The organism is Thermovibrio guaymasensis (genome assembly GCF_003633715.1).
Classification (GTDB): Bacteria; Aquificota; Aquificia; order Desulfurobacteriales; family Desulfurobacteriaceae; genus Thermovibrio; species Thermovibrio guaymasensis.
In genome coordinates this window covers 16,060-39,202 of record NZ_RBIE01000002.1, presented here as the reverse complement: position 1 = coordinate 39,202, position 23,143 = coordinate 16,060, and the positions used below count along the sequence as shown (strand labels likewise).

The window sequence follows — 23,143 nt, the reverse complement described above, 5'->3', positions numbered from 1 at the left end:
CCCGCTCTAGTTTTCTGTTATTTTACAGCCTCTCTCCTTCGTCCTTAGCATTCCGCATGCTGCCGATATGTCTTGGCCCCTTGATTCCCTAATGAAGGCTGCTATGTTCCTGTCCCACAGAACTTTCTGAAACTCTTCAATTTTTTCCCTCGGTGTTGGCTCAAAGGGAGCTCCAGGGTAAGGGTTGAAGGGTATCAGGTTTACCTTAACTGGTAGGCCTTTGACCATCTTTGCAAGCCTTTTTGCGTCTTCCAGAGAATCGTTAACGTCTTTCAGCATAACGTACTCAATCATTATTCTCCTGTTGTTATCTGCAGGGTATTTCCTTAGAACTTCCATTATCCTGCTAATCGGGTATTTTCTGTTGACGGGAACCAGGTAGTTCCTTACCTCATCGGTCGTTGCGTGTAGGGAGATTGCAAGTTTTACTCTGTTCATCTCCTTTGCCATTCTTTCAATCCCCGGAACTATTCCAACGGTTGAAATAGTTAACTTCCTGGTTGATAAGTCCAGCATATCTCTGTTGGTCATGATTTCAACGGCTTTCTTAACGTTATCAAAGCTTAAAAGGGGCTCTCCCATTCCCATAAAAACGACGTTTGAAATCCTCCTCTCCTCTCCTACGTCCCTCTGGACTGCTATGTACTGTTCAACGATTTCCGATGGAGTAAGGTTCCTGGTGAACCCGTCCTTTGCAGTTAAGCAGAACTTACATCCGATGGGGCACCCGACCTGTGTGGAAACGCAAATGGTGTTCCATCCCCTTTCCGGAATGAATACGCTCTCTATTCTGTTTCCATCTCTTAGCTCAAATAGGTACTTTCTCGTTCCGTCTGAGGATTCCTCTACTTTGACTAGTTTAAGGGGGTGGAGTTCAGCTTTTTCCGAAAGGAGCTTCCTTACCTCCTTTGATAGGTTGGTCATCTGTTCAAATGAGGAAACTCTCTTTTTGTAGAGCCACTGGGCTATCTGCTTTGCCCTGTAGCTTTCAAGCCCCAGTTCCTTTACAAAGTCCTTTAGTTCTTCCATAGTCAAACTCTTTATATCAACTTTCTCCATCTCTTCTCCTCTTAATAGTTCTGTAGATTCCGTAAAGGGTTGAACCGATAAAGACAACCGTTATGAGGACAGAAAGGCCAAGGCTTAACTTACTCATCAATTTCCTCAGCCTCGTCTATGAGCATTACTGGAATGTCGTCAACTATCGGGTATGCCAGCTTACACTTATGGCATATGAGCTTTTGCTCCTTCTCTCTGTACTCCAGGTCTCCCTTACACTTTGGGCATGCAAGGACTTTTAGGAGCTCTTCAGGAATCATAATTACCTCCAAAGATGGCTTGACACACTAAAACATAGGGCATATCTTTCTTAATCGCAACGCGGAGGGGTGGCCGAGTCTGGCTGAAGGCGGGTGACTTGAAATCACCTGAGGGCCTAACCAGCCCTCCGGGGGTTCAAATCCCTCCCCCTCCGCCACTAATGGGCCCGTAGCTCAGCTGGTAGAGCAACGGACTTTTAATCCGTAGGTCGGAGGTTCGAATCCTCCCGGGCTCACCACTTTATTTTTTTGGAGAGGTGGCCGAGCTGGCTGAAGGCGCCCGCCTGCTAAGCGGGTGTACGGGTTAAAGCCCGTACCGCGGGTTCGAATCCCGCCCTCTCCGCCATCAAGCCTTAATCGTCCATTGCGGGCGCCAATTCCCTTAAAAATGAAAAGCCCCGCTTAAGCGGGGCTTTTTTATTTGCGTTTCTTACCTTAAGTTCCCATCTCCCAAGAGTTCAGATACTCTACCTGTTCGGGGGTCAACTGGTCTATCTCTATTCCCATAGATTTGAGCTTAAGTTCTGCAACGCTTCTATCTATGTGTTCCGGAACGGTGTAGACGTTTGGTTCTAGGTTCTTCCCTTCTTTGACCAAATACTCTGCACTTAGGGCCTGGTTGGCAAAGCTCATATCCATAACTGAAGCCGGATGTCCCTCAGCTGCTGCCAAGTTGACGAGCCTACCTTCGGCAAGCAGGTAAATTCTCCTTCCGTCATCTAAAGTGTACTCGTCAACGAATGGCCTTATTCTCTCCTTCTTAATGGCCAACTTCTCAAGTGCCGGTATGTCAATCTCAACATTGAAGTGCCCTGAATTGCAGACTATTGCTCCGTCCTTCATTACTTTAAAGTGTTCTTCCCTTATTACGTGGATATTACCGGTAACTGTACAGAAGAAGTCTCCAATCTTTGCAGCCTCAAGCATGGTCATTACCCTAAATCCGTCCATCTTTGCTTCAATGGCCTTAATCGGGTCAACCTCAGTGACGATTACGTCAGCTCCCATTCCTTTAACCCTCATTGCAACGCCCTTACCACACCAACCGTAACCTGCCACAACGAAGGTAGAACCTGCAATGAGCCTGTTTGTCGCCCTTAAAATTCCATCTATCGTTGACTGTCCGGTTCCATACCTGTTGTCAAAGAGGTGTTTCGTTAAGGCCTCATTTACGGCTATTACTGGGTAGGTGAGAGCTCCGTCCTTTGCCATCGCCCTCAACCTGATTACGCCGGTTGTTGTCTCCTCGGTTCCTCCAATTACTTCAGGTATAAGCTCTCTGTGTTTCATGTGGAGTGTAGATATTAAATCTGCACCGTCGTCCATCGTTATGTTAGGTCTCCTCTTTAAGACCTCCTCAATGTGTATGTAGTAAGTTTCCTCATCCTCTCCCTTTATGGCAAAAACTGGAATGTTGTAGTGCTTAACTAGGGCCGCTGCTACGTCATCCTGAGTTGATAGGGGGTTTGAGGCGCAGAGGTAAACTTCAGCTCCCCCTTCCTTTAAGGTTCTCATTAGGTTGGCGGTTTCCGTTGTAACGTGGAGGCAAGCTCCGATTCTTATTCCTTTGAGGGGCTTCTCCTCCATAAACCTCTTCCTTATCTCCTTCCTGAGAACCGGCATGTCCATTTCGGCCCATTCTATCCTCTTCTTACCCTCATCTGCAAGGTTTAAGTCCTTAACGTGGAACTCCATCTTTCCTCCTTAGCTCTTTAAGAGTCTTTTTACCTTTTCGTAAATTTCCGGAAGCCTATCAATTAAGGCTTGAATTTTCCTCCATTCCCTGTAGGGCCTTGCTGGAAATCCTGCGTAAGTTCCCGGCTCTTTTAGGCTCTTTGTAATCCCTGACTTGGCGCCTACGGTTATGTTATCCCCAACTTCAATGTGGCCGGCAACTCCGACTTTCCCTGCAAGGGTAACGAAGTTCCCTATCTTCGTACTTCCGGAAATTCCAACTTGGGAGACTATGAAACAGTATTTTCCTATCTTTACGTTGTGGCCTATTTGAACTAGATTATCTATTTTCGTTCCTTCACCTATTAAGGTCTCCCCTATCGTTCCCCTGTCTATCGTCGTGTTGGCGCCTATTTCAACGAAGTCCTCAATAACTACCCTTCCCCTTTGAGGAACTTTGTATATTTTCATCTCCTTTTTGCTGAAGGCGTATCCGAAACCGTCTGAGCCGATTACGGTTCCAGAGTGAACCCTCACTCCCCTTCCTATTACCGTTCCGTCGTAGATTGAAACGTTGGGAAAGATAACCGTTCCCTTACCTATTTGACAGTTGTTACCTACGTAAACGCCGGGAAATATGAAGCAGTTGTCCCCTATGGTCGTGTTTTCCCCTATAAAGGCAAAATCCCCTACGTAGCAGTTATTACCTATATTAGCTGTTTTGGAAATTGAAGCTTTAGGTGAGATCTGAGGTTCAGGCAGCTTTTCCGGGTAAAAGAGGGCTAGGAGCTTTGCAAAGACGACGTAGGGCTCTTCGCAGATAAGCTGAGGTATCTTTATCTCCTTAATTTCGCTACCGGTTAGAACTGCAGAGGCCTTTGTTCCTTTGAGGAACTTTTTATACCTGGGGTTTGTTAAGAAGGTAATCTGGCCGGGACCAGCCCTGTGAATTTCTGCAACTCCCGTTATCTCAGTTTCTCCGTTTCCAACTAATCTGCACCCGAACTTCTCGGCAAGCTCTCTTAACTTCATTTTCCTGCCTGCTGGTCGTAGAGTTTAATTATCTTCTCTGTAAGATCGTACTTAGGGTCAGCAGCAATTATTCCTGCCTCTCTGGCCTCTATTATCATCGGTATCCTGTGATCCTTCTGGTAGTTCTTTATTACCTTAACCGCCTCGTTAATAATTTCGTAGGTGTACTTCTTCTCAAGGTTTGCTATCTCTATCTGGGCATCCTGTTGAAACCTTCGGAGCTCCCTTATCTTCTGCTGAAGCTCTGTCTCTTTCTGCTCTTTTGCCTCTTTGCTGAGGACAGGAGAGGAGAGGTCTTTCTTTATCTTCTCAATTTCTTTCTGGAGGGACTCTATCTTCCTCCTTGCCTTTGCTATTTTAGCCTCAAGGAGACTCTTTGCCTGTTTGCCCTTTGCAGACTCGTTAACTATCCTCTGCATATCAACGTAGTAAACTACAAACTGCTGGTTTTGAGCCTTTGAAGTTTTAGCCACTGCTGGGTTAAGAGTTCCAAATGCTAAAGTCGCTATAAGGCCTACAGTAAATAGTTTCTTCATATTAGAACCTCCTTAGAAGTAACTTCCCATTCCAAAGTGCCACTGGGAAGAGCTCTCTCCACTTTTCCTATCTAACTTCCAGCCTATATCAAGCCTGATCGGTCCCATTGGAGTTAAGACCCTTATACCAAGTCCTGCAGATTTCCTCATGTCTCCAAGTTTGTACTTATCCCACCAACCTCCTCCTACGTCAACGAATGAGATTAGCCTTAGCATCCTCGTTACGTCGTATCCGAGTTCAAAGTTAAAGATGAGTTCCCTGTTGGCACCTTCGGGGTCGCCGTCTTTGTCCTTTGGACCGGCTTCACCCCACTTAAATCCCCTCACGCTCGTGTCCCCTCCAACGTAGAACCTGTAGTCAATTGGGAGCCTTGAGGTATCTCCAAAGGCCTCTGCATAACCTACTTTAGCGTGGACCGATGCTATGAAGGGCAGCTCCAAATCTATTGGTAAATCGTTAAAGTTGAAGTAGTAGGCGTACTCACCGATTACCTTGTAGAAGTTCTTATCTCCGAAGAGGTAATCCCCTGCAACTTGAGTTGTTAACTTTATGTAGTCCCCTTTATGGGGAAGGAACCTGTTATCCCTTAAGTCCCTTGAAACGAAGGCGGTTGCAAGGCCTATCGTTTCGCTTCCCTCTTCCTCTTTAATTATGTTTGGAGCGTCTTCATCAATGTCTGTAATCTTGTCCTTCTCTATCGTGTAGCCTACTCCGGCCTTCCAGTCTTCCCAGAATCTTCTGCTAACCAGTGCTGAAAAGCCCGTTTTCTTACTTGTGTACGTAAAGTACTCGTACCTTGTGTTGTAAAGCCCTATGGAAAGGGTTTGAGGTTTGTCAAGCCACCACTTGTGGTTGTAAGAAAAGGAGAAGTCAAATACCTTTGAGCCCGCCTGAAGGTTTATTGAGCCTGAATCTCCTGTTCCGAAAAGGTTGCCCTTTGATAGTCCTACCATTGCCACAAGTCTTGAAACGGAGCTGTAGCCTGCTCCTACTGAGAACATTCCTGTAAGCCTTTCCTTAACGTTAACGTTTACGTCTACCTTATTCGTTCCCTCAACTACCTTTGGCTTTACGTCAACGTTCTCAAAGTAACCTGTGTTAAACAGCCTCCTTATTGAACGCTCAAGCCTTATCGTGTTGAATATTCCAGTTTCGTAAAGGTCTAGTTCTCTCCTTATTGTCCTGTCCCTTGTTGAGACGTTCCCTTTAATGTTTATCCACCTTACGTAAGCCCTTTCTCCCTCGTAGATGTGGAAGGTAACGTCTGCCGTGTAGGTTTCAGGGTGGACTTTAACTTCAGGAACTACGTTTGCAAAGATAAAGCCGAGCTCCCCGTACTTCCTAATTATTTTTCTTACTAGTTTGTCCACGGCTTCCCTGTTAAACCTCTTTCCGGGCCTTACCTTCTTACTGAGCTTAAGGAGGTCCTTCCTTGAAAAGAGCCTATTCCCTTCAAACTCTACCTTTCCAAACTTGTAGGGCTTTCCTTCCTTAACTATCTGGTAGATAACCTTGTAACATCCCTTTCCAACCTTAACTACCTGAGGTTCTCCAACCTCTACGTCAAGGTAACCTTCCTTGTAGTAGAGCTCCCTTATTCTCTTTACGTCTTCTTCCAGATTGGACTGGGAAAGTGGAGCGTTGAACCTGAGTCTTAGTATTGATTTAGGCTTTGTTACTAGAACGTTTTCAATTTCACCTGAACTTATCTCCCTATTTCCCTTTACCTCAATTGAGCAGACGTTTGCCTTCTGACCTTCAGATATTACAAAGGTTGCAACTGCTTTTGTCGGTGAAACCCTCTCTATTGTGTAGTAAACCTCTGTTCCCGGATATCCCTTTTTGAGGTAGATTTCCTCTATTTTCTGCTTTAACTGGTCTAGGTATTTGTAGTCTAAGGGTTTTTGAAGTTTTGTCTCTTCTCCCTCTTCGCTGATAAGTCCAAGTTCCTCTTTGAGCTTCTTTGAGCTTATTGCCTTGTTTCCTTTAAAGACAATGTCTGTAATTACCGGTTTTTCCTTTACGAAGTACCTGAGGATTACCCCTCTTTTGCCCTCTTTAACGTCAACGGAGATATTTTCAAAGTATCCCAGCTTAAATAGGTTTTTAATATCTTTTGCCACCTGTTTGGGTGAGAACTTCTTTCCCGGCTTTTCAGATATGTAGTAGAGGATAGTTTCCTTTGGGACGGCTTCGTTTCCTATTACTATTACTTTTTCAACGACTTTCCCTTTAAACTCTTCCTGTGCAGGAGCTCCCTGTGATAGTATCCCCAGAACTAAGACTATTAAAAGAGCAATTCTTCTCATACTGCCCCCAGGCTACTTACTTGGCGGTAATAATATCACAGCTCCCTTTTTGGTAGGTAAACTCTAAAACAGGTTCCCTCGTTTTCCTTACTCTCAACTTCAACGCTTCCTTCCATCCTGTCCACTGCTAGCTTAACTATTGATAGGCCGAGTCCCGTCCCTCCAGACTTCCTTGAGCGGGAGCGTTCAACCCTGTAAAACCTCTCAAATATGAAGGGTATGTGCGATTTTGGAATTCCGTATCCGGTGTCGCAGACGTAGACTTCATTTTCGTTTTTGTGTTCCCTAAAGCCAATTACTACCTTCCCTCCCTTCCTGTTGTACTTTATGGCATTGTCTATTAAGTTCTTTAAAACGGCGTAGAGCATCTTCCTATCGGCAAAAAGCTTTGCCCCTTCTGGTATTTTAAATTCAACTTTTATCTCTTTCTTCAAGATAAAATCGGACAGCCCTTTAAGGATTTCCCTTACCAGCGGGAGGAGTTCTACTTCCTCAAACTTTACCTTTACGTTTATACTTTCAAGCTGAGAAAGGGTTATGAGGTCCTCTATTAACTGTTCCATGTAGTTAATCCTCTCAAGGGCCCTATTTATGAAGTTCATAGCCCTTTGGTTTTCACTGCACTCGTTCTCTATGGTTTCTAAGGAGAGTTTTAACGCTGCTAGAGGAGTCTTTAGCTCATGGGAAACGTTAGCTATGAAGTCCTTTTTTAGGTTTTCATATTTCTTCATAGGGGTAAGGTCAATGAGGAGTAAGACTTTTTCATCCATGTCTGAACCGAAAATTACCTGAACGTACTTATCCTTTATCTTCCTTTCCTGCCATACCCTGTATTTTTCGTTGAAGGCTTCGTTTATTAGTGATACAACGTCAAAGTTCTTTATTGCCTGGTAGAAGAACTTTCCGTTAGCGTTTTTATCAATATCAAGGAGCTCCCTTGCAAACCTATTTGTAAAGAGGATCCTTCCATAAGGGTCCATTACTACAATACCCTCCCTTATTAATGAAAGGGCCCTTGAGAGGAGCTTTAGTCGGTCTTCCTTCTTCCCCTTTTCCTTCTTCCTTTCCTTCCTGAGCTCTCTTAAGAGCCTAGCAGACCTTTCCTTCTCTTTTAGGGCAATGTATCCAAAAATCAATAGTAAAGTAAGGAGGAATAGGATTAACCCGGCGTATATACCTTCCAAAGGCTCTCCTTTGAAAATGTTTTTTAGAAAGTTTATCATTAAGCCAAAAATCGCAGGGAGGAACTATGGCCGTCAGGGTTGCAATTAACGGTTTTGGAAGGATTGGAAGGAGCTTCTTTAGAATTGCCCACAGCCGTTCCGATGTGGAAGTAGTTGCAATTAATGACCTTACCGATGCTAAAACCCTTGCCCACCTTTTAAAGTACGATTCAGTTCACGGTAAGTTTGATGCTGAGGTTTACGCTGAAGAGGACAGCATTGTCATTAACGGTAAGTCAATAAAGGTTTTCTCAGATCCTAACCCTGAGGAGCTCCCCTGGAAAGACCTTGAGGTTGACGTTGTCCTTGAAGCTACCGGAAGGTTTAGGGACAGGGAAGGAGCCGGCAAGCACTTAAAGGCTGGTGCTAAGAAGGTAGTTATCTCTGCTCCTGCAAAGGAACCTGACATTACAATTGTTATGGGAGTAAACCATAAGGACTACAACCCTGAGAAGCACAACATAATTTCAAACGCCTCCTGTACTACAAACTGCCTTGCCCCTGTTGCAAAGGTTCTCCTTGAGAACTTTGGGATAGAGTCCGGTTTCCTAACGACTGTTCACTCCTACACTATGGATCAGAGGCTCCTTGATGCTCCCCATAAGGACTTAAGGCGTGCAAGGGCTGCTGCTGTAAACATGGTTCCAACTACAACCGGAGCTGCTAAGGCTGTCGGTCTTGTTATACCTGAGCTTGCAGGTAAGTTTAACGGAATCTCAATAAGGGTTCCAACTCCCGACGTTTCACTCATTGACTTTGTCTGTGTTGTTAAGAAAGAGGTAACTCCCGAGGAGGTAAACGGAGCCCTTAAAGCGGCTGCTGAGGGAGAGTTAAAGGGGATTCTTGAGTACTGTGAAGAGCCTTTAGTCTCAATTGACTTTATGGGTAACCCCCACTCAAGTATCGTAGATGCTCTTTCTACCGACGTTATTAACGGTAATTTGGTTAAAGTTATTGCTTGGTACGACAATGAGTGGGGTTACTCCTGCAGGCTCGTTGACTTAATTGAGTACATAGCTAAATGTGGTCTTTAACCTTCTTTACCTCCTCCCCGGCTGCGGGGAGGATTTCCTTCTTAAACTCCTGGAAATTCTTTATCAGGTAGGCCTTTGCAATCTGCCAGTTTTTCCTCCAGTGTTTCTCAACCTTCCCGTCAAGAACTTTCAAGGTTTTGTCAATAATTGGAACTGATAGCCCTCCCAATGAACTCTTTTTAATTAAGTAGCTATCTGGAGAAACTATTGCAACTGCGAATACGACAATTGAGGCTAAAAGAATTCCCCTAAAGATTCCGAAGAAAAAACCTAGCAGGCTGTTGAGTCTTCCAAATGGACTGTCCTTCGTTCTTCTCTCAATGAGGAAAGCTACGTACTTGGCTACTGCGAAGAATATTAGGTAGATGAAGAAGCCTGTTAGAACCATAGTTTTGGAGTCTGGTTTGTTTACTAGGAAATTTGCCACTATCGGTGCAAGCTTGTAGGAGAGTACAAGGCTGGCTGCGATACCTATTAGTGAGACTACCTCTTCAACGAAACCTTTGTTGAATCCCCTTATTAAGTTCCATCCCAGGATTACTATTATCAAGGCATCAAGGACGTTCATCGTTGTCAACTCTTTCCACCTCCAGGCTTATATCTACCCACTTAGCACCTGTTATTACCTTGCTGGTTGAGACAAAATCTATCGGTAAGTCCTTAACTAGTTTTAGCTTCTCCTCGTTAATGCCGCCTGAGAGCTCTACTTTAAGTGAAGGTTTCCTCTCCTTTAACTTCCTCGCTGCTTCTTCAACCTTACCTATTTCCCAGTTGTCAAGCATTACGATATCAATAAGATCAATAACTGCTAGGGCCTGATTTAACTGTTCCTCACTTTCAACCTCTACTTCAACTTTCATCGTTACGGGAATTGACTTCCTTATTTCAACGACCGCCCTTTCAAGGCTTCCGTAGGCCTTTATGTGATTATCCTTCACCATCACTGCATCAAAAAGGCCGAACCTGTGGTTCAAGACTCCTCCTACCTTCGTTGCGTACTTTTCAAGTACCCTCAGTCCGGGAGTTGTTTTCCTCGTATCAAGTAGTTTTACCCTACTGCCTTTGAGGATTTCTACCATTTCTCTAGTCTTTGTTGAAATTCCGCTTAGCCTTTGAAGAAGGTTTAGGGCGGTCCTTTCAGCAGATAAGAGGGCGCACCCATCAGCCTCTACTTCTCCGATTACCCCTTTTTTAACCCTTTCCCCATCCTTAAACTTCCACCTGAAGGCTGCCTCAGTATCAAGTGTTCTAATTACTTCTTCAAATAGGAAGGTTCCGCAGAGTATAAACTCTTCTTTTGCAACTATTGTTCCCCTTAATTTCTTTCCCTTTAGGTTTAGAGAGCTCCAGTCACCGGTTATTCCCAGATCCTCCTTCAGAAAGTTTAAAATTGTCTCCCTGAGTACTAAAGTATTCATAAAACCTCCGGAGGAAGAGTATTGCTCAGCGTTCCTAACCTTATAACTCTTGTAAGGGTTTTCTTGATACCGGTTTTCATTATGGCCTCTTTCTACCACAATTTCAAGTTGGCCTTTGCCGTTTTCGTTATGGCAGCTTTAAGCGATGCCCTTGATGGTTTCCTAGCAAGGCGTTTAAACCAAATAACAAAACTGGGGGTAATCCTTGACCCTGTTGCGGATAAGGCCCTTATAGACTCAGGGTTTTTCTTACTTTCCTACTTTGATAGGGCAATTCCCGTGTGGTTGAGCATTACTGTTATCAGTAGGGACGTTCTATTACTTTTTGGAGGGTGGTTACTCTCAGCTTTTGGAAGGCTTGACAGAATAAGGCCTAACTTCTTAGGTAAGCTAACTGCATTTTTTCAATTCTTTACCCTCTTTCTGGTTCTCTTTAACTTGAACTTTAAGTTCATTCCAAGGTACATTTTTGAAGTCCTGTTTGTTTTGACCGGGTTCTTTACCGTTGTATCGGCTGTTATCTACACTTTTAGGGGGATTAGGGAGCTTAGCAGTGAGTAAGTACTTTGCAGAAATTTACCTGTTCCTTACTATCGCTATTTTGATATTGACCCTCTTTATACTTAAGCCTGCTCTACTTCCCTTCTTTATTGCAATGGCCCTCTCTTACGTCTCCTGGCCGGTTTACCTCTTCTTTAAGAGGAATACAAAGGGTAGGAAAACTATTTCTGCAATTTTAACTATTTTAACCCTTTTCTTAATCCTCTTTATTGCTATCTTTGTGATTTTGCCTACAGTGATTACTCAGGTTCAAAGCTTTATAGACTACCTTCCTACTCTCGGGAAAAAGCTTGATTACTTCTTCTACAAGTATTTTGGTCAACATTTTTCCAAGAAACTGCACTTTAACTCGGAAACCCTTCAGTTAGTAATAAAGGAGGTTTATCAGAGGCTGGGAAACCTTCCCATAGGTAACTTAGTTTCAAGGTTCTTTTCAGGTGTTTTTTCGGTAATTTCCATCGTAATTAACGTAGTTTTAATTCCGTTTTTAACCTATTACTTCTTAACTAATGCCGATAAGCTCGTGAGACTCTACATTGTTCTTGCCCCTAAGAAAATACAGTGTGAGCTTAAGGAGCTCCTTCAAAAGGTTCACGATTCCCTATCTAGCTACCTTATTGGTCAACTTGCCGTAGCTGTTTTTGTAGGTTTTTACATAGCCTTTGGCCTCTACCTGGTTGGGATAAAGTATGCCTTTTTAATCGGTTTTATCGCAGGAGCCCTCAACATGATACCCTACGTTGGCTTCTTCTCTGGCCTCATTCCCTCCCTTCTCTTAGCTATCTTTGACAACGGAACCTTGGGAGCAGTTATAGGAGTTGTGATAGTTTTCCTAACAGAGGCAGGCCTTGAGAACTTAATCTACCCAGTTATAATGAGTAGAACTACAGGAGTTAACCCCCTCTTAATCCTCTTTTCACTTTTCGTCGGCGGTTACTTGGGAGGCTTTCTCGGAATTGTTATTTCCGTTCCCCTTGCCGTTACTTTGGTTCCAATCTTTGAGAGTTTCCTTACGAAGAAGGAGAGCGGCGTTGCTTGTGGGGATAACGGGTAATATAGGTTCCGGAAAGTCAACTCTATCTAAGTTTATATCTCTGAGAGGCTATCCCGTTTACAGTGCAGACGATTTTGGGAAAGAGGTTTTGAAGAAGGGGGGAAAGGCATACCCTTTAGTCGTTAAAGCCTTTGGGAGTGAAATCTTAAAGAACAACGGGGAAATTGATACGAGGAAGCTTGGAAGTATCGTTTTTTCAGACCAAAAAAAGCTAAAGCTCCTAACTTCAATTACCCACCCACTTATAAAAGAGAGAATTCTAAGAGTTAAGGAAGAGTTTTCCGGCAAGTTGGCCTTTGTAGAAGCAGCAGTAATGGTTGAGTATGGCTGGACTTACCTTTTTGATAAGGTTGTTTTAGTTTTTGCCTATAAAGGCCAGAGGCTCTTAAGGGCTGCAAGGAGGTTTGGACTAAAAGAGGCTTTGAGGAGAGATTCTCTTCAACTTCCTTACTCAGAAAAGTTAAAATACTCCAACTTCTTTATATGTAACACTAGAGATCTCCTTCACCTGAAGGAGCAGGTAGATTACCTTTTGGCTGAACTGGAGGAAAGTTGCTTAGGATAGCATTTATAGGTGACATCGTCGGAAGGCCGGGCAGGAGGGCCCTTCAAATTTGGCTTGAGGAGAGAAAAGGGGAGTTTGACCTGGTTATAGCCAACGGTGAGAACGCTGCCGGGGGATTCGGCCTTACTGAGAAGACAGTTAGGGCTCTTTTAAGTTTCGGCGTAAACGTGATAACCGGCGGAAATCACACGTTTGATAAAAAAGATGTCTTTCAATTTATAGACGACTTTCCAATTCTAAGGCCTGCAAATTACCCTCCTGGAACTCCCGGTAAGGGCTATATGACTCTTGAGGTTAAGGGAGTAAAGGTTTTAGTTGTCAATTTAATGGGAAGGGTCTTTATGGAGTGTCTTGATAACCCCTTTAGGGTTTTTGACTCTATCCTTGAGGAGGAAAAGGCTGATTTAGTTATAGTTGACTTTCACGGGGAGGCCTCTTCTGAGAAACAGGCTTTCGGTTTCTACGTTGATGGAAGAGCTACTGCAGTTTTCGGAACCCATACCCACGTTCAGACTGCAGACCTAAGGCTACTGCCAAAAGGAACCCTCTACATGACAGATGCAGGTATGACTGGAGCGGTTAACACAGTTATCGGTATGGAGTCTCAGGAAGGGATAGAGAGGTTTATAAAGCAGCTTCCGGTTAGGTTTAAAGTTCCCGAGAAGGCCCCCCTAATTCAGGTCTGCGGAGTCACGTTTGAAGTTGATGAGGAGCTTGAGGTTAGGAACTACGAAAGAGTTTACCAAGTTTACGAGAGGAGAGGAGATGGCAGTTATACTAGACGGGAGAGTTCTCTCTGAGAAGATTAGAGGGGAGTTAAAGGAAGAGGTAGAGTACTTAAAGGAGAAGTTTGGAAGGGCGCCTACCCTTGCGGTGGTTTTAGTTGGAAACGACCCTGCAAGTGAGATTTACGTGAGGAATAAGATAAAGGCCTGCCAGAAGGTAGGGATAAACTCTCTTGACAAGAAACTACCAGAAACGATTACTCAAGAGGAGTTAAACAGGGTTGTAAAGGAGCTTAACGATAACAAAGATGTAGATGGAATAATAGTTCAGCTTCCCCTTCCTAAACACCTATCCTGTAGAGAGGTTATAAACTACATCTCTCCCGAGAAGGACGTTGACGGTTTTCATCCCCTTAACGCAGGTAAGTGTATGCTTGGTCTCTACGATGAGGGTTTAATGCCCTGCACTCCTGCAGGGGTTATGAAGTTCTTTGAGGAGTACGGTATAGAGCTCCAAGGAAAGAACGCTGTGATGGTGGGTCACAGTAATATTGTCGGAAAGCCCCTTGCAAATATGCTCCTAAACGCAAACGCTACAGTCTCCGTCTGCCACGTATACACCCAGGACTTAGCATTCTACACTAAAAAGGCAGATATCCTCTGTGTTGCTACCGGAGTTCCACACTTAATTAAAGCAGAGATGGTCAAAGATGGAGCAGTCGTTATTGATATTGGAATCAGCAGGTTAAATGGTAAGATAGTGGGAGATGTAGATTTTGAAGCTGTGAAGGAGAAGGCTTCGGCAATTACTCCCGTTCCTGGTGGAGTTGGGCCGATGACTATAACAATGCTCCTTTACAACACTGTAAAAGCATTTAAGATGAGGCACGGTATTTGAAGGTTATCCCTTACATTGAGAGTGAAGGCTGTATAGGTTGCGGAATTTGTGTTGAGGTTTGTCCGAACGGCGTTTTTGTTATGAGCTCAGATAAGGCCGTCGTTATGTACCCTGAGCTCTGTAACGGGTGTGGAATCTGCGTTGAGAACTGTCCCGTTGACGTAATAACGTTAAAGTGGACAGACCTCTGATTGAAGTCCTTTGTTATTATTTCTCTAACGAAAAACTATTAATGAGGTGAGGTTTGTACTTTCTGCTAAAGTCCCTCTACATTTACTCGGTTTCTCTTTGGGTTGGAGGCCTCTTTTTCTTTACAGTTATTGGAGCTCCAATGGCCTTTAAAGTCCTTCCGAAGGAGGAAGCCGGTAAGTACACAGGGGCAGTTTTCCCAAAGTACTTCGGTGTTGGCTACATTTTTGGCCTGACTGCTTTACTCTCTTTCTACGTCCTTACTAAAGGTTCACTAAATGCCATAAGTTGGCTCAACCTTTCTCTGCTTCTCTTAATGAACCTCTTAAACTTCTTAAATGGTCTTTTAATAGTTCCAAAGGCTTCCCTTTTAAAGGTTGAGTACTACAGGACTAAAGACAAGAGTTACTACGATAATTTCCTTAAACTCCACGGACTATCAATGGCCCTTAACGGCCTTACGCTGGTTTTGGGGCTTATGGTAGTTGGCATAACCGGACTTTACTTGACCTTTTAGAGGTTTATCATGACTTTTAAGCAGAACCTGTACTCTATTATCGTTGCTGTAATAGTTGTGGGAGTTTCCCTCTTTGCCCTTCAGAACTTTCAGGACGTTGACGTATCAGTTCCCTTCGTAGGAGTCTTTCATACTAAGCTCTTCGTCGTTATAGTTTTCTCCTTCGTTTCAGGCTTTCTAACGGCAGGGTTTTTGTCCCTAATACTCAAAATCTTCTCAATCCCTTCAAACCTTAAAAGGAGAGGACAGAGTGAGGATAGACCAGTTTCTCAAGTTAAGCAGGGTGGTAAAGAGGAGGAGCTTAGCAAAGGAGATGTGCGACAAGGGAATGGTAAAGGTTAATGGAAAGAGCGTTAAGGCCTCAAGGGAGATTTCAGTCGGCGATGAAGTTGAAATAGATACGTTGACCAGATACTTTAAGTTTAAAGTCGTTGAAATCCCTCAGGGGAAGAACGTTTCAAAGAAAAAAGCAAAAGAGCTCATACAGGTTCTAGAGGATAGGAAGAAGGATATCAGAGAGATAATAGACCTCATTTAGGAGCTCTGGGATGAAAACTTTCTACGAGAAGGTCTATGAAAATATCAAAGAGAATCCCGAAAAGGAAATCTTAATTGGAAAGAGGGGCGGTAAGTATTACCCCATAACTTACAGTGATTTTAAGAAACAGGTAATTTCCCTTCAGGAGGCTTTAAAGGACCTTTCAAAGGAGGATAGGGCTGTTATCTTCATGGAGAACAGGCCAGAGTGGATTTCCTCCTTCTACGCCGTTATTTTCAAGGGGGGAATTGCCGTTCCGGTTGACTACCTCCTTTCAAGTGAGGAGCTCTTTAACATCTTTAAGGATTCACAACCCCGTTACGTTATAACGAGTAGTCAGAACGAAGGAAAGGTAAGGGAAGCGGTTAAAGATATAGGTTACCACGTAAAGGTTATAAACGTAGATAAAGATTTGAGACCTCCCACAAACTCTCTTGAGTTTGTAGACAGGAATGAGGAAGACGTGCTGGTTATTCTCTACACTTCCGGTACTACCGGAAACCCTAAGGGAGTTATGTTGACCTTAGGTAACCTTGACCATAACGTTAAGGCCGTTGAAAAATTGGGTTTCCTTAACGACAAGGATAGATTCATAGCGATTTTGCCCTTCCATCACACCTATCCTCTAATGACTACAGTTTTACTTCCCCTTTCACTTAAGCTTCCGGTAGTTTTCATTGAAAAGCTTACTCCAGCGGAAATTCTCTCTACGATGAACGAGCAGAGAATTACAATAATGATAGGTGTTCCAAAGCTATACCAGGTAATTCACCACAACATAATGGCGGAAATAAAAAGACTTCCTTCCCTAAAGAGGAAAGCTGTAGAGGGAGCTCTAAAGCTCTTTAGGAAAGTAGGAGCGCAGCCTCTTAAAAGGAAGTTCTTTAAGCAAGTTCACGATAGGATAGGAAAACACCTTAGGTTTATGATTAGTGGAGGAGCAAAACTGAGTGAAGAGGTCTGGAGGGATTTTGAGGCTATGGGATTTAACGTACTTGAAGGTTACGGTTTAACGGAGACTTCTCCACTTATCTCTGTTAACAGGCCTGATAAGAAGAAGATAGGTTCTGCTGGAGTACCGGTTGATGGGGTTGAAGTGAAGGTTACCGAAAGTGGCGAGATTGCCGTTAAAGGTCCAAACGTTATGAAAGGTTACTACAACAAGCCGGAGGAGACTAGGAGAGTCATAAGGGATGGGTGGTTTTATACCGGTGACCTTGGCTATGTAGATGAAGATGGATTTATCCACATTACCGGAAGGGCTAAGGATGTGATAGTCCTGGAGAGCGGAAAGAACGTTTACCCTGAAGACATTGAGCTTGAGATTTTAAAGAGTCCCTACATACTTGAAGTTGGAGTTTTCTGTGAGGAAGGGAAGATTAGAGCTCTGGTTCGCCCCGACTTTGAACTCCTAGTTCAAGAGGGTATTGATAACGTTAGGGAGTTTATAAGGGAGGAGATACTGAGAGCTACTAAGCACCTTCAGCCCTACAAGAGGGTTAAGGAGTTTAAGGTCGTTGATAGGGAGCTACCCAGGACCAGAATAGGGAAGCTTAAGAGGTTCTTGTTGCCTCAAGTTTGGAGAGAGTTCTAGGAGTGAGGAATGGGTTTAAAGTTTGCAAAGATTCAGGGAACGGGAAACGACTTCATAATTATTAATAACCTATCAGGAGCTTTTAACGAATTCCTTAACGGAGTTAAGGAGGAAGCAGTAGTTAGGGTCCTCTGTTCAAGGAGAACCGGTGTAGGGGCTGACGGGCTGATACTGATTGAAGGTTCAGAAGTTGCCGACTTTAAGTGGCGCTTCTTCAACTCTGACGGTAGCCGTGCTGAGATGTGTGGAAATGGAATGAGGTGTGTTGCCCGTTATGCCTTTGAGGAGGGGCTTGCCCCTTCAAGGATGGCTGTTGAGACCGATGTAGGAATAGTTGAGGCTGAAGTTAAGGGAAGGAACGTAAAGGTTAGGCTTACTTCCCCCACAGATTTTAAATTGGGGCTAGAAGTTAACGGTTTAACTGTTCACTTTGTAAACACGGGAGTTCCCCACGCTGTTGTCTTTGTTGATAGGGTAGGTCAGGTAGACGTTAACAGAGTCGGAAGGGAACTTCGGTTTAGTCCTCTCTTTGCTCCTTCAGGGGCTAACGTTAACTTCGTTGAAGTTAGAATGGATAGGATTATCGTTAGGACGTACGAGAGGGGAGTTGAGTCTGAGACTTTGGCCTGTGGAACTGGAGCTGTTGCGTCTGCATTAATCTCTGCTAAAGTTTTCTCACTTCCCTCCCCTGTTGAGGTTGAGGTTAGGAGCGGTGAGAGGTTGAAGGTTTACTTTGACTCTCAGATGAGGGAAGTTTACCTTGAAGGCCCTACTCTCTGGGTTTACGATGGGGAACTCCGGAAGGAGATACTAAATGATGCAGTTAAGGAAAGCGATAGAGTTTCTTAACCTTTTAGGTTACGATGAAGTTAGGATAGGGGAGGTTAGCTTGGCTCAAAAAGGAAAGGATGCTTTAAGTTTACTGAAGGAGCTTGAGGAAGAGGCTAAAGAGTGTTGCAGGTGTAGACTGTGTAAGACAAGAACTAACGTTGTATTTGGGGAAGGTGATCCTCAGACGAATTTAATGTTCGTAGGTGAAGCTCCAGGTGAACAGGAAGACCTTCAGGGTAGACCTTTTGTAGGTAGGGCCGGCCAGCTCCTAACAAAGTTCCTAAACCTCTACGGCGTTAGTAGGGATAAGGTATACATAACTAACGTTGTTAAGTGCAGGCCCCCGAACAACAGGAATCCTGCCCCTGATGAGATAGAGGCCTGTTACCCTTTCCTTGAAAAGCAGATAGAACTGATAGCCCCTGAAGTAATTCTCTGCCTCGGGGCCTTTGCTGCAAGGACGATCTTAAACTTACCTGAAAAGACCCCAATTTCAAGGATAAGGGGAAAGAAGCATAGAGTTAAGTTTGGGGAAAGGGAAATCGTAGTTATTCCTACGTTTCACCCGGCCTACCTATTGAGGAATAGGAGAGGAGAGCCTGAGTTCCAGAAAGACCTTGAAAATGCTCTGAGGATTGCAGGTTTTATTAAATGAGGAAACTGAAGGAGAGAATAGAGGAAGTTTATAGAAGGCTCCTTAAGCTCTACCCCAATCCGCACAAACCAAACAGAACTCCTTTGGAGCAGGCAGTATTTACCGTTTTAAGTCAAAATACTACCGATAAGAACGCAAACAGGTGCGTTGAGAGGTTAAGGGAGTTAACGGGTGGGGATTTCCTTAAAATTCCTTCTCTTCCGAAGGAGGAAGTAGTTAACGCAATTCGCCCCTGCGGAATGTTTAATCAGAAGTATAAGGCCCTAGTAGAGTTCCTCAAGGACTGGCCGGAAGTTGAAAGGAAGTTAAAGGAGCTCTCTCCCGAGGAAGGAGTTAAGTTGTTAACCTCTTTTCCGTACATAGGCCCTAAAACGGCAAGGGTAATTCTAACCTTCGGTTTTGGGAAAAACGCCTTTCCGATAGATACCCACTGTAAGCGAGTCCTTAAAAGGCTCGGTCTGTTTCCAGCCGATTGGAGCCTAGAGGATATTTCCCGTTTCATGGAGGAAAACTTTACTGCAGAGTTTAACAGGGTTTTCCACTACAACTTAATCAGGTTGGGAAGGGAGATATGCAGGGCCAGAAAGCCCCGCTGTGATATCTGCCCTTTAGGGGATTTATGCTCTTACTACTCTAACCTTTCTCAACCTTAACTAAGTGGTGGCCGAGGCCACTTTCCCTTTTGTCTAACCCGAAAGCGTACGCCATCAGTTCTGGTAGGAATGAGGATGGAACCATTGGAGGTTTTTCCAGGTTTAACTGGTATATATCAAAGGATTTAAAACATAAAGGACATGGGGTAACGACTATATCTGCACCTGTCTCCTTTACGCTTCCTAGAATCTTACTGAGCTTCTTTAAGGTCATGCTTTTATCTGTGAAGAAGGAGTGATAACCGCAACAGGCGTCTTTATGCTCATACTCATCAATGACTTCTGCTCCCAGAGCTCTTAAGATTTCCTGTAGAGAGGAAGGGTTGTCGCTGTTATCTATTGCAATTTCCTTAGGGTAGAGAACGTGGCATCCGTAGTAGGCAGCAACTTTCCAGTCCTTTAAAGGCCTCTTAACTGCTTTCTTTATCCTTTCATACCCTACTACGTCCCTAAAGAAGTCAAGGAGGTGATAAATCTTGTTAGTTCCTCTATACTCCAGACCTTCTTCCTTTAAAAGTTCATTTATCTCCTTCCTAAGTTCCCTATCCTCGTCAAGGGCCCTCTTTGCCTTTGCAATTACCATGTAACAGGTGTTGCAGGAGATTAACATATCAAGGCCTTTCGCCTCTGCAAGGGCAATGTTCCTCGCATTTATTGCGTAAGAGAGCTTCCTGTTTTCTTCATCTATTGTATTCCCGCCGCAGCAGGTAGTTTCTTCAAGGAGCTCCAGCTCAACGTCTAGCTTTTTAAAGGTCTCTTTCATAGTGTCAAACATGTGGGCGTCCTGCCCCTGAAAGCAGCACCCCTGATAAAAACCAATTTTAACCATTATTTACCTCCAATTAGACCTTTCAGTTTCCCGATGAGCCCCTTTGCTTTATCCTCCCTTTCATGAACTCTGTCAACGATTGTGCATATGTCTGCCTTAAAGATGTCGCTAACCATTTTGTCAATCTTCCTTACGTGGGAAAAGTCAAGGTCAAGGGCTTTATCCTCTTTAGAGAGGATTTCAAGGTAAATATCCCTGAACTTCATAAGTCCCTTTGTTGGCTTAGGAACTTCCCAGACCTCAACTCCCATCTCCTGAAAGGCTTTAGTTAACTTATCTTTTGCTTCTTTATTCCCGTAAACTTCCTCTGGAAGGTAGAGTCTATTGATTTGTCCTGTGGCGTAGATCCAGTCTACGTAGTGCTTGAGCTTCTTAGCACCAGGCTTGTCTGTGAAACCTTTCTTAATAGCCTGACCTCTTAAGTTCTGTATGTCCTCAGCAGGCTTAACCCCTTTAGGGCATACGTAGAGGCACTTCTGGCACTGAACACAGCTCCATAGACCTCCTGAGATTGAGTACCTGATCCTCCTTTCCTTAGCAGTTTCTATATCCCTTCTATCAACCTGGAACCTGTAAGCTCTTGAAAAAGCAAATGGACCTCTGTACCTTGAGTTATCCTCAACTGCTTCACAGGCCGAATAGCAGGAGAAGCAGAGCATACAGTTTATCTGATCTTTGTAGGCCTTCATCTCCTCGGGGTAGATGATGCTTTCGTGCATAGGGTCTGTTGGAACTACCCTTGGGTCTGGAACCAGCCAAGGAATTAGAGTTTTCATCTTCTCAACGGGCTTGTCTATGTCAACAACTAGGTCCTTTATTACGTTCATGTGTTTTAAAGGATCAATCCTTAAGGGCTTTCCTTTCCAGGTTTCAACTAACTCCTTCATGGACGTTTTGCAGGCAAGCTTTACTTTACCGTTAACTCTCATTGAACAGGAACCGCAGACTTCACTCCTACAGAAGGCCCTGAATGAAAGGGTCGGGTCAATGTTGTCTTTTATGTACAACAGGGCATTAAGGAGAGTGCCTTCTACTGGGACTTCGTACTCCTTGTAGTAGGGAGAGCTGTCTTTCTCTGGGTCATATCTGAACACTTGTAACTTAACAGTTTCCATCTCTTACTGTCCTCCTTAGTACTTCCTCTCCTCTGGAGGAAACTTTGTAATTACTACAGGCTTCCAGGAGAGCTTATAACTTCCGTCCTCTTCAAGATTAACTACAGAATGCTTTAAAAAGTTCTTATCGTCCCTCTTGGGATAGTCTTTCCTTGCGTGGGAGCCTCTACTTTCCCTCCTTTCAATTGCAGGAATGGCAATTGCAGGGGCAAGGTCAACGAGGTTTAAGAACTCTAATGTTGAAATTAAATCTGTGTTGAACTTTTTGCTCGTATCGTAAACTTTCACCTCTTTTGCTCTCTCTTTTATTTCGTACAGTTTTTCAAGGCCTTCTTTCATGGAGCTCTCTTCCCTAAAGACCCCAAAGTGCTTCATCATTGTTTCTCCAAGCTCTCTTCTGAGCTGGGGTACTTTTTCCTTTCCGCTTGCCTCCATAAGTTCTAGGATTCTCTTCTCGTCTTCCTTTAGCTTTGCTACCGATGGGTTAGTTTCTGGAGCATCGTCGGCATACTTAACCGCTTCAAGGGCGGTTAACCTTCCGTAAACTAGTATGTCAAGTAAGGAGTTACCTCCGAGCCTGTTTGCACCGTGAACAGAGATACACGCACACTCACCAGCTGCATAAAGTCCCTTTATTGGAGTCCTTCCCAGTTTATCAGTATCAATTCCACCCATTGAGTAGTGGGCCGTTGGAGCAATTGGAATTGGCTCTTTAACCGGATCAACACCTTCGTAGAGGATTGCGTGTTCCCTAGTTTGAGGAAGTCTCTCTTTAATTCTCTCCTCTCCAAGGTGTGTAAGGTCTAAGCAGATGTAGTCACCATTTGGCCCACAACCTCTGCCTTCATCAATTTCAGTCTGAATTGCCCTTGCAACAATATCCCTGGGGGCGAGCTCCATCTTCTCAGGAGCGTACCTCTTCATAAACCTTTCACCATCCTTGTTCCTTAAGTATCCACCTTCTCCCCTTGCGCCTTCAGTAACGAGTATTCCCGTTTTTGCAAGACCTGTTGGGTGGAACTGAATGAACTCCATATCCTTTAAGGGAAGGCCTGCCCTTAAAGCGGCTGCCGTTCCATCTCCTGTGTTTCCAAGGGCGTTTGAGGTCCTGTTCCAGTAAACTCTTGCGTGACCTCCGGTAGCTAGGATTACAGCTTTTGTCTTAATTAGGTGAACTCCTCCATTCCTAATGTCCCAGGCGGTTATACCTTCTACCCTTTCTCCGTTATGAATAATGGAGAGGAGGAACCATTCGTTTAAGAAAGTTACGTTGTTCTTTAAACACTGTTCGTATAGAGTTTGAAGGATATAAAATCCCGTTTTATCTGCAGCGTAACAGGTTCTTGGAAAGGATGCCCCTCCAAAGGGCCTCTGAGCGATCCTTCCGTCTGGCCTTCTTGAGAAAGGAACTCCCCTGTGGGCTATATCGTAGATTACAGCAGCTCCCATTTTACACATTATGTCAACTGCATCCTGATCTGCTAAGAAATCACTTCCCTTTACCGTATCGTAGGCGTGGGCCTCGGGACTGTCTCCTACAGAGTGGGTTAAAACAGCGTTTATTCCTCCCTCTGCAGCGCCTGTGTGGGAGCGAGTCGGATATACCTTAGTCATAACTGCAACTTTTAAAATCGTATTTTCTGCCGCCCAGAGGGCAGCGTAGAGGCCGGCTCCTCCACCTCCAACGATTACTATATCGTAATCAAGCATAAAAAACCTCCAGAAGATAGTTTTATTCGCATTTTATTAATGACCTGGGATATCAAAAATTTTACAAAAATTTTACATCTAATTGAAGGAATTTTTTTAACCTTTTGAATTCAAGGATTTGCGAATTTAATACAATTTTCATAGTTGACTAAATCTAAACAAT

The 23,143-nt window shown here is 44.0% G+C and carries 26 protein-coding genes and 3 tRNA genes; 17 read left to right on the top strand and 12 right to left on the bottom strand.

The genetic code is table 11. The features are described 5' to 3' along the window. Positions 1-6: 6 nt before the first annotated feature. On the bottom strand, positions 7-1,059 hold the full coding sequence (rlmN, locus tag C7457_RS05300; protein ID WP_121170802.1) for a dual-specificity RNA methyltransferase RlmN: 1,053 nt from the start codon (positions 1,057-1,059) through the stop codon (positions 7-9). An 89-nt stretch (positions 1,060-1,148) separates the two neighbouring features. Further along, positions 1,149-1,319, bottom strand: a complete 171-nt coding sequence (locus C7457_RS05295) for a Trm112 family protein (protein ID WP_121170800.1) — start codon at positions 1,317-1,319, stop codon at positions 1,149-1,151. A gap of 63 nt (positions 1,320-1,382) precedes the next feature. On the opposite strand from C7457_RS05295, the gene C7457_RS05290 reads away from it, so the two are divergent. The 3 genes from C7457_RS05290 (at position 1,383) to C7457_RS05280 (ending at position 1,665) form a co-directional block, all read left to right on the top strand. Beyond that, a tRNA-Ser gene (locus C7457_RS05290) sits at positions 1,383-1,477 on the top strand. Positions 1,478-1,482: 5 nt separating this feature from the next. Beyond that, positions 1,483-1,558, top strand: a tRNA-Lys gene (locus tag C7457_RS05285). A 12-nt stretch (positions 1,559-1,570) separates the two neighbouring features. Continuing rightward, a tRNA-Ser gene (locus C7457_RS05280) sits at positions 1,571-1,665 on the top strand. An 89-nt stretch (positions 1,666-1,754) separates the two neighbouring features. Here C7457_RS05280 and ahcY read toward each other — a convergent pair. From ahcY to C7457_RS05255, 5 genes are read right to left on the bottom strand one after another with little or no spacing between them, the layout of a single operon-like run. Then, the gene (gene ahcY / locus C7457_RS05275; protein WP_121170798.1) at positions 1,755-3,014 is read right to left on the bottom strand and encodes an adenosylhomocysteinase; all 1,260 of its coding nucleotides are present in this window, start codon (positions 3,012-3,014) and stop codon (positions 1,755-1,757) included. 9 nt (positions 3,015-3,023) lie between these two features. Continuing rightward, a complete protein-coding gene (gene lpxD / locus C7457_RS05270; protein ID WP_121170796.1) occupies positions 3,024-4,025 on the bottom strand; it encodes a UDP-3-O-(3-hydroxymyristoyl)glucosamine N-acyltransferase in 1,002 nt (333 codons plus the stop codon). Continuing rightward, complete coding sequence (locus C7457_RS05265) at positions 4,022-4,561, bottom strand: OmpH/Skp family outer membrane protein (protein ID WP_121170794.1); 540 nt, start codon at positions 4,559-4,561, stop codon at positions 4,022-4,024. Before C7457_RS05265 ends, lpxD begins: the two co-directional genes overlap by 4 nt. Before the next feature lie 12 nt (positions 4,562-4,573). Further along, positions 4,574-6,871, bottom strand: coding sequence for an outer membrane protein assembly factor BamA (gene bamA, locus C7457_RS05260; protein WP_121170792.1), 2,298 nt, complete (start codon positions 6,869-6,871; stop codon positions 4,574-4,576). Positions 6,872-6,906: 35 nt separating this feature from the next. Next, positions 6,907-8,055 carry a sensor histidine kinase gene (locus C7457_RS05255; RefSeq protein WP_121170789.1) on the bottom strand — a complete coding sequence of 383 codons (1,149 nt, stop codon included), beginning with the start codon at positions 8,053-8,055 and terminating at the stop codon, positions 6,907-6,909. 65 nt (positions 8,056-8,120) lie between these two features. On the opposite strand from C7457_RS05255, the gene gap reads away from it, so the two are divergent. After that, on the top strand, positions 8,121-9,128 hold the full coding sequence (gene gap / locus C7457_RS05250) for a type I glyceraldehyde-3-phosphate dehydrogenase (RefSeq protein ID WP_121170788.1): 1,008 nt from the start codon (positions 8,121-8,123) through the stop codon (positions 9,126-9,128). Here the strand turns inward: gap and C7457_RS05245 are convergent. Together C7457_RS05245 and nadC are read right to left on the bottom strand one after the other, a co-directional pair. After that, entirely contained in the window at positions 9,112-9,696 is a 585-nt protein-coding gene (locus C7457_RS05245) for a CvpA family protein (RefSeq protein WP_121170786.1), read from the bottom strand. The two genes, gap and C7457_RS05245, sit on opposite strands and share 17 nt — an antisense overlap. Beyond that, positions 9,683-10,546 (bottom strand): carboxylating nicotinate-nucleotide diphosphorylase, encoded by an 864-nt coding sequence (nadC, locus tag C7457_RS05240; RefSeq protein ID WP_121170784.1) that lies wholly within the window; start codon positions 10,544-10,546, stop codon positions 9,683-9,685. Before nadC ends, C7457_RS05245 begins: the two co-directional genes overlap by 14 nt. A 21-nt stretch (positions 10,547-10,567) precedes the next feature. Between nadC and pgsA the strand changes: the two genes are divergently transcribed. From pgsA to C7457_RS05175, 13 genes are read left to right on the top strand one after another with little or no spacing between them, the layout of a single operon-like run. Next, the gene (pgsA, locus tag C7457_RS05235) at positions 10,568-11,107 is read left to right on the top strand and encodes a CDP-diacylglycerol--glycerol-3-phosphate 3-phosphatidyltransferase (RefSeq protein ID WP_121170782.1); all 540 of its coding nucleotides are present in this window, start codon (positions 10,568-10,570) and stop codon (positions 11,105-11,107) included. Next, positions 11,100-12,161: an AI-2E family transporter gene (locus C7457_RS05230; protein ID WP_121170780.1), complete on the top strand. Its 1,062-nt coding sequence runs from the start codon at positions 11,100-11,102 to the stop codon at positions 12,159-12,161. The genes pgsA and C7457_RS05230 overlap by 8 nt, the downstream gene beginning before the upstream one ends. Further along, positions 12,145-12,726 (top strand): dephospho-CoA kinase, encoded by a 582-nt coding sequence (gene coaE, locus C7457_RS05225; protein WP_245939600.1) that lies wholly within the window; start codon positions 12,145-12,147, stop codon positions 12,724-12,726. The genes C7457_RS05230 and coaE overlap by 17 nt, the downstream gene beginning before the upstream one ends. Then, the gene (locus tag C7457_RS05220; protein WP_121170776.1) at positions 12,714-13,526 is read left to right on the top strand and encodes a TIGR00282 family metallophosphoesterase; all 813 of its coding nucleotides are present in this window, start codon (positions 12,714-12,716) and stop codon (positions 13,524-13,526) included. Before coaE ends, C7457_RS05220 begins: the two co-directional genes overlap by 13 nt. Continuing rightward, the gene (folD, locus tag C7457_RS05215) at positions 13,492-14,349 is read left to right on the top strand and encodes a bifunctional methylenetetrahydrofolate dehydrogenase/methenyltetrahydrofolate cyclohydrolase FolD (RefSeq protein WP_121170774.1); all 858 of its coding nucleotides are present in this window, start codon (positions 13,492-13,494) and stop codon (positions 14,347-14,349) included. The genes C7457_RS05220 and folD overlap by 35 nt, the downstream gene beginning before the upstream one ends. Then, on the top strand, positions 14,346-14,540 hold the full coding sequence (locus C7457_RS05210) for an ATP-binding protein (protein WP_121170772.1): 195 nt from the start codon (positions 14,346-14,348) through the stop codon (positions 14,538-14,540). Before folD ends, C7457_RS05210 begins: the two co-directional genes overlap by 4 nt. A 53-nt stretch (positions 14,541-14,593) precedes the next feature. Beyond that, positions 14,594-15,055, top strand: a complete 462-nt coding sequence (locus C7457_RS05205) for a DUF4149 domain-containing protein (protein WP_121170771.1) — start codon at positions 14,594-14,596, stop codon at positions 15,053-15,055. A 9-nt stretch (positions 15,056-15,064) separates the two neighbouring features. Then, positions 15,065-15,397, top strand: a complete 333-nt coding sequence (locus C7457_RS05200; protein ID WP_121170769.1) for a LapA family protein — start codon at positions 15,065-15,067, stop codon at positions 15,395-15,397. Beyond that, positions 15,306-15,593: an RNA-binding S4 domain-containing protein gene (locus tag C7457_RS05195; protein WP_121170767.1), complete on the top strand. Its 288-nt coding sequence runs from the start codon at positions 15,306-15,308 to the stop codon at positions 15,591-15,593. Before C7457_RS05200 ends, C7457_RS05195 begins: the two co-directional genes overlap by 92 nt. Positions 15,594-15,603: 10 nt before the next feature. Continuing rightward, positions 15,604-17,187 (top strand): AMP-dependent synthetase/ligase, encoded by a 1,584-nt coding sequence (locus tag C7457_RS05190; RefSeq protein ID WP_121170765.1) that lies wholly within the window; start codon positions 15,604-15,606, stop codon positions 17,185-17,187. 9 nt (positions 17,188-17,196) lie between these two features. After that, positions 17,197-18,036, top strand: coding sequence for a diaminopimelate epimerase (gene dapF / locus C7457_RS05185; RefSeq protein ID WP_121170762.1), 840 nt, complete (start codon positions 17,197-17,199; stop codon positions 18,034-18,036). Beyond that, positions 18,002-18,673, top strand: a complete 672-nt coding sequence (locus C7457_RS05180) for a uracil-DNA glycosylase (protein ID WP_121170760.1) — start codon at positions 18,002-18,004, stop codon at positions 18,671-18,673. Before dapF ends, C7457_RS05180 begins: the two co-directional genes overlap by 35 nt. Further along, entirely contained in the window at positions 18,670-19,326 is a 657-nt protein-coding gene (locus C7457_RS05175) for an endonuclease III domain-containing protein (protein WP_121171379.1), read from the top strand. Before C7457_RS05180 ends, C7457_RS05175 begins: the two co-directional genes overlap by 4 nt. On the opposite strand, the gene C7457_RS05170 is transcribed toward C7457_RS05175, so the two are convergent. Genes C7457_RS05170 through C7457_RS05160 form a run of 3 tightly spaced genes read right to left on the bottom strand, consistent with a single transcriptional unit; the run spans position 19,307 to position 22,980 of the window. Beyond that, positions 19,307-20,155, bottom strand: coding sequence for a CoB--CoM heterodisulfide reductase iron-sulfur subunit B family protein (locus C7457_RS05170; protein WP_121170758.1), 849 nt, complete (start codon positions 20,153-20,155; stop codon positions 19,307-19,309). The two genes, C7457_RS05175 and C7457_RS05170, sit on opposite strands and share 20 nt — an antisense overlap. Then, complete coding sequence (locus C7457_RS05165) at positions 20,155-21,270, bottom strand: succinate dehydrogenase/fumarate reductase iron-sulfur subunit (RefSeq protein WP_121170756.1); 1,116 nt, start codon at positions 21,268-21,270, stop codon at positions 20,155-20,157. The genes C7457_RS05170 and C7457_RS05165 overlap by 1 nt, the downstream gene beginning before the upstream one ends. Positions 21,271-21,285: 15 nt before the next feature. Beyond that, a complete protein-coding gene (locus tag C7457_RS05160) occupies positions 21,286-22,980 on the bottom strand; it encodes an FAD-binding protein (protein ID WP_121170754.1) in 1,695 nt (564 codons plus the stop codon). Positions 22,981-23,143 lie beyond the last annotated feature (163 nt).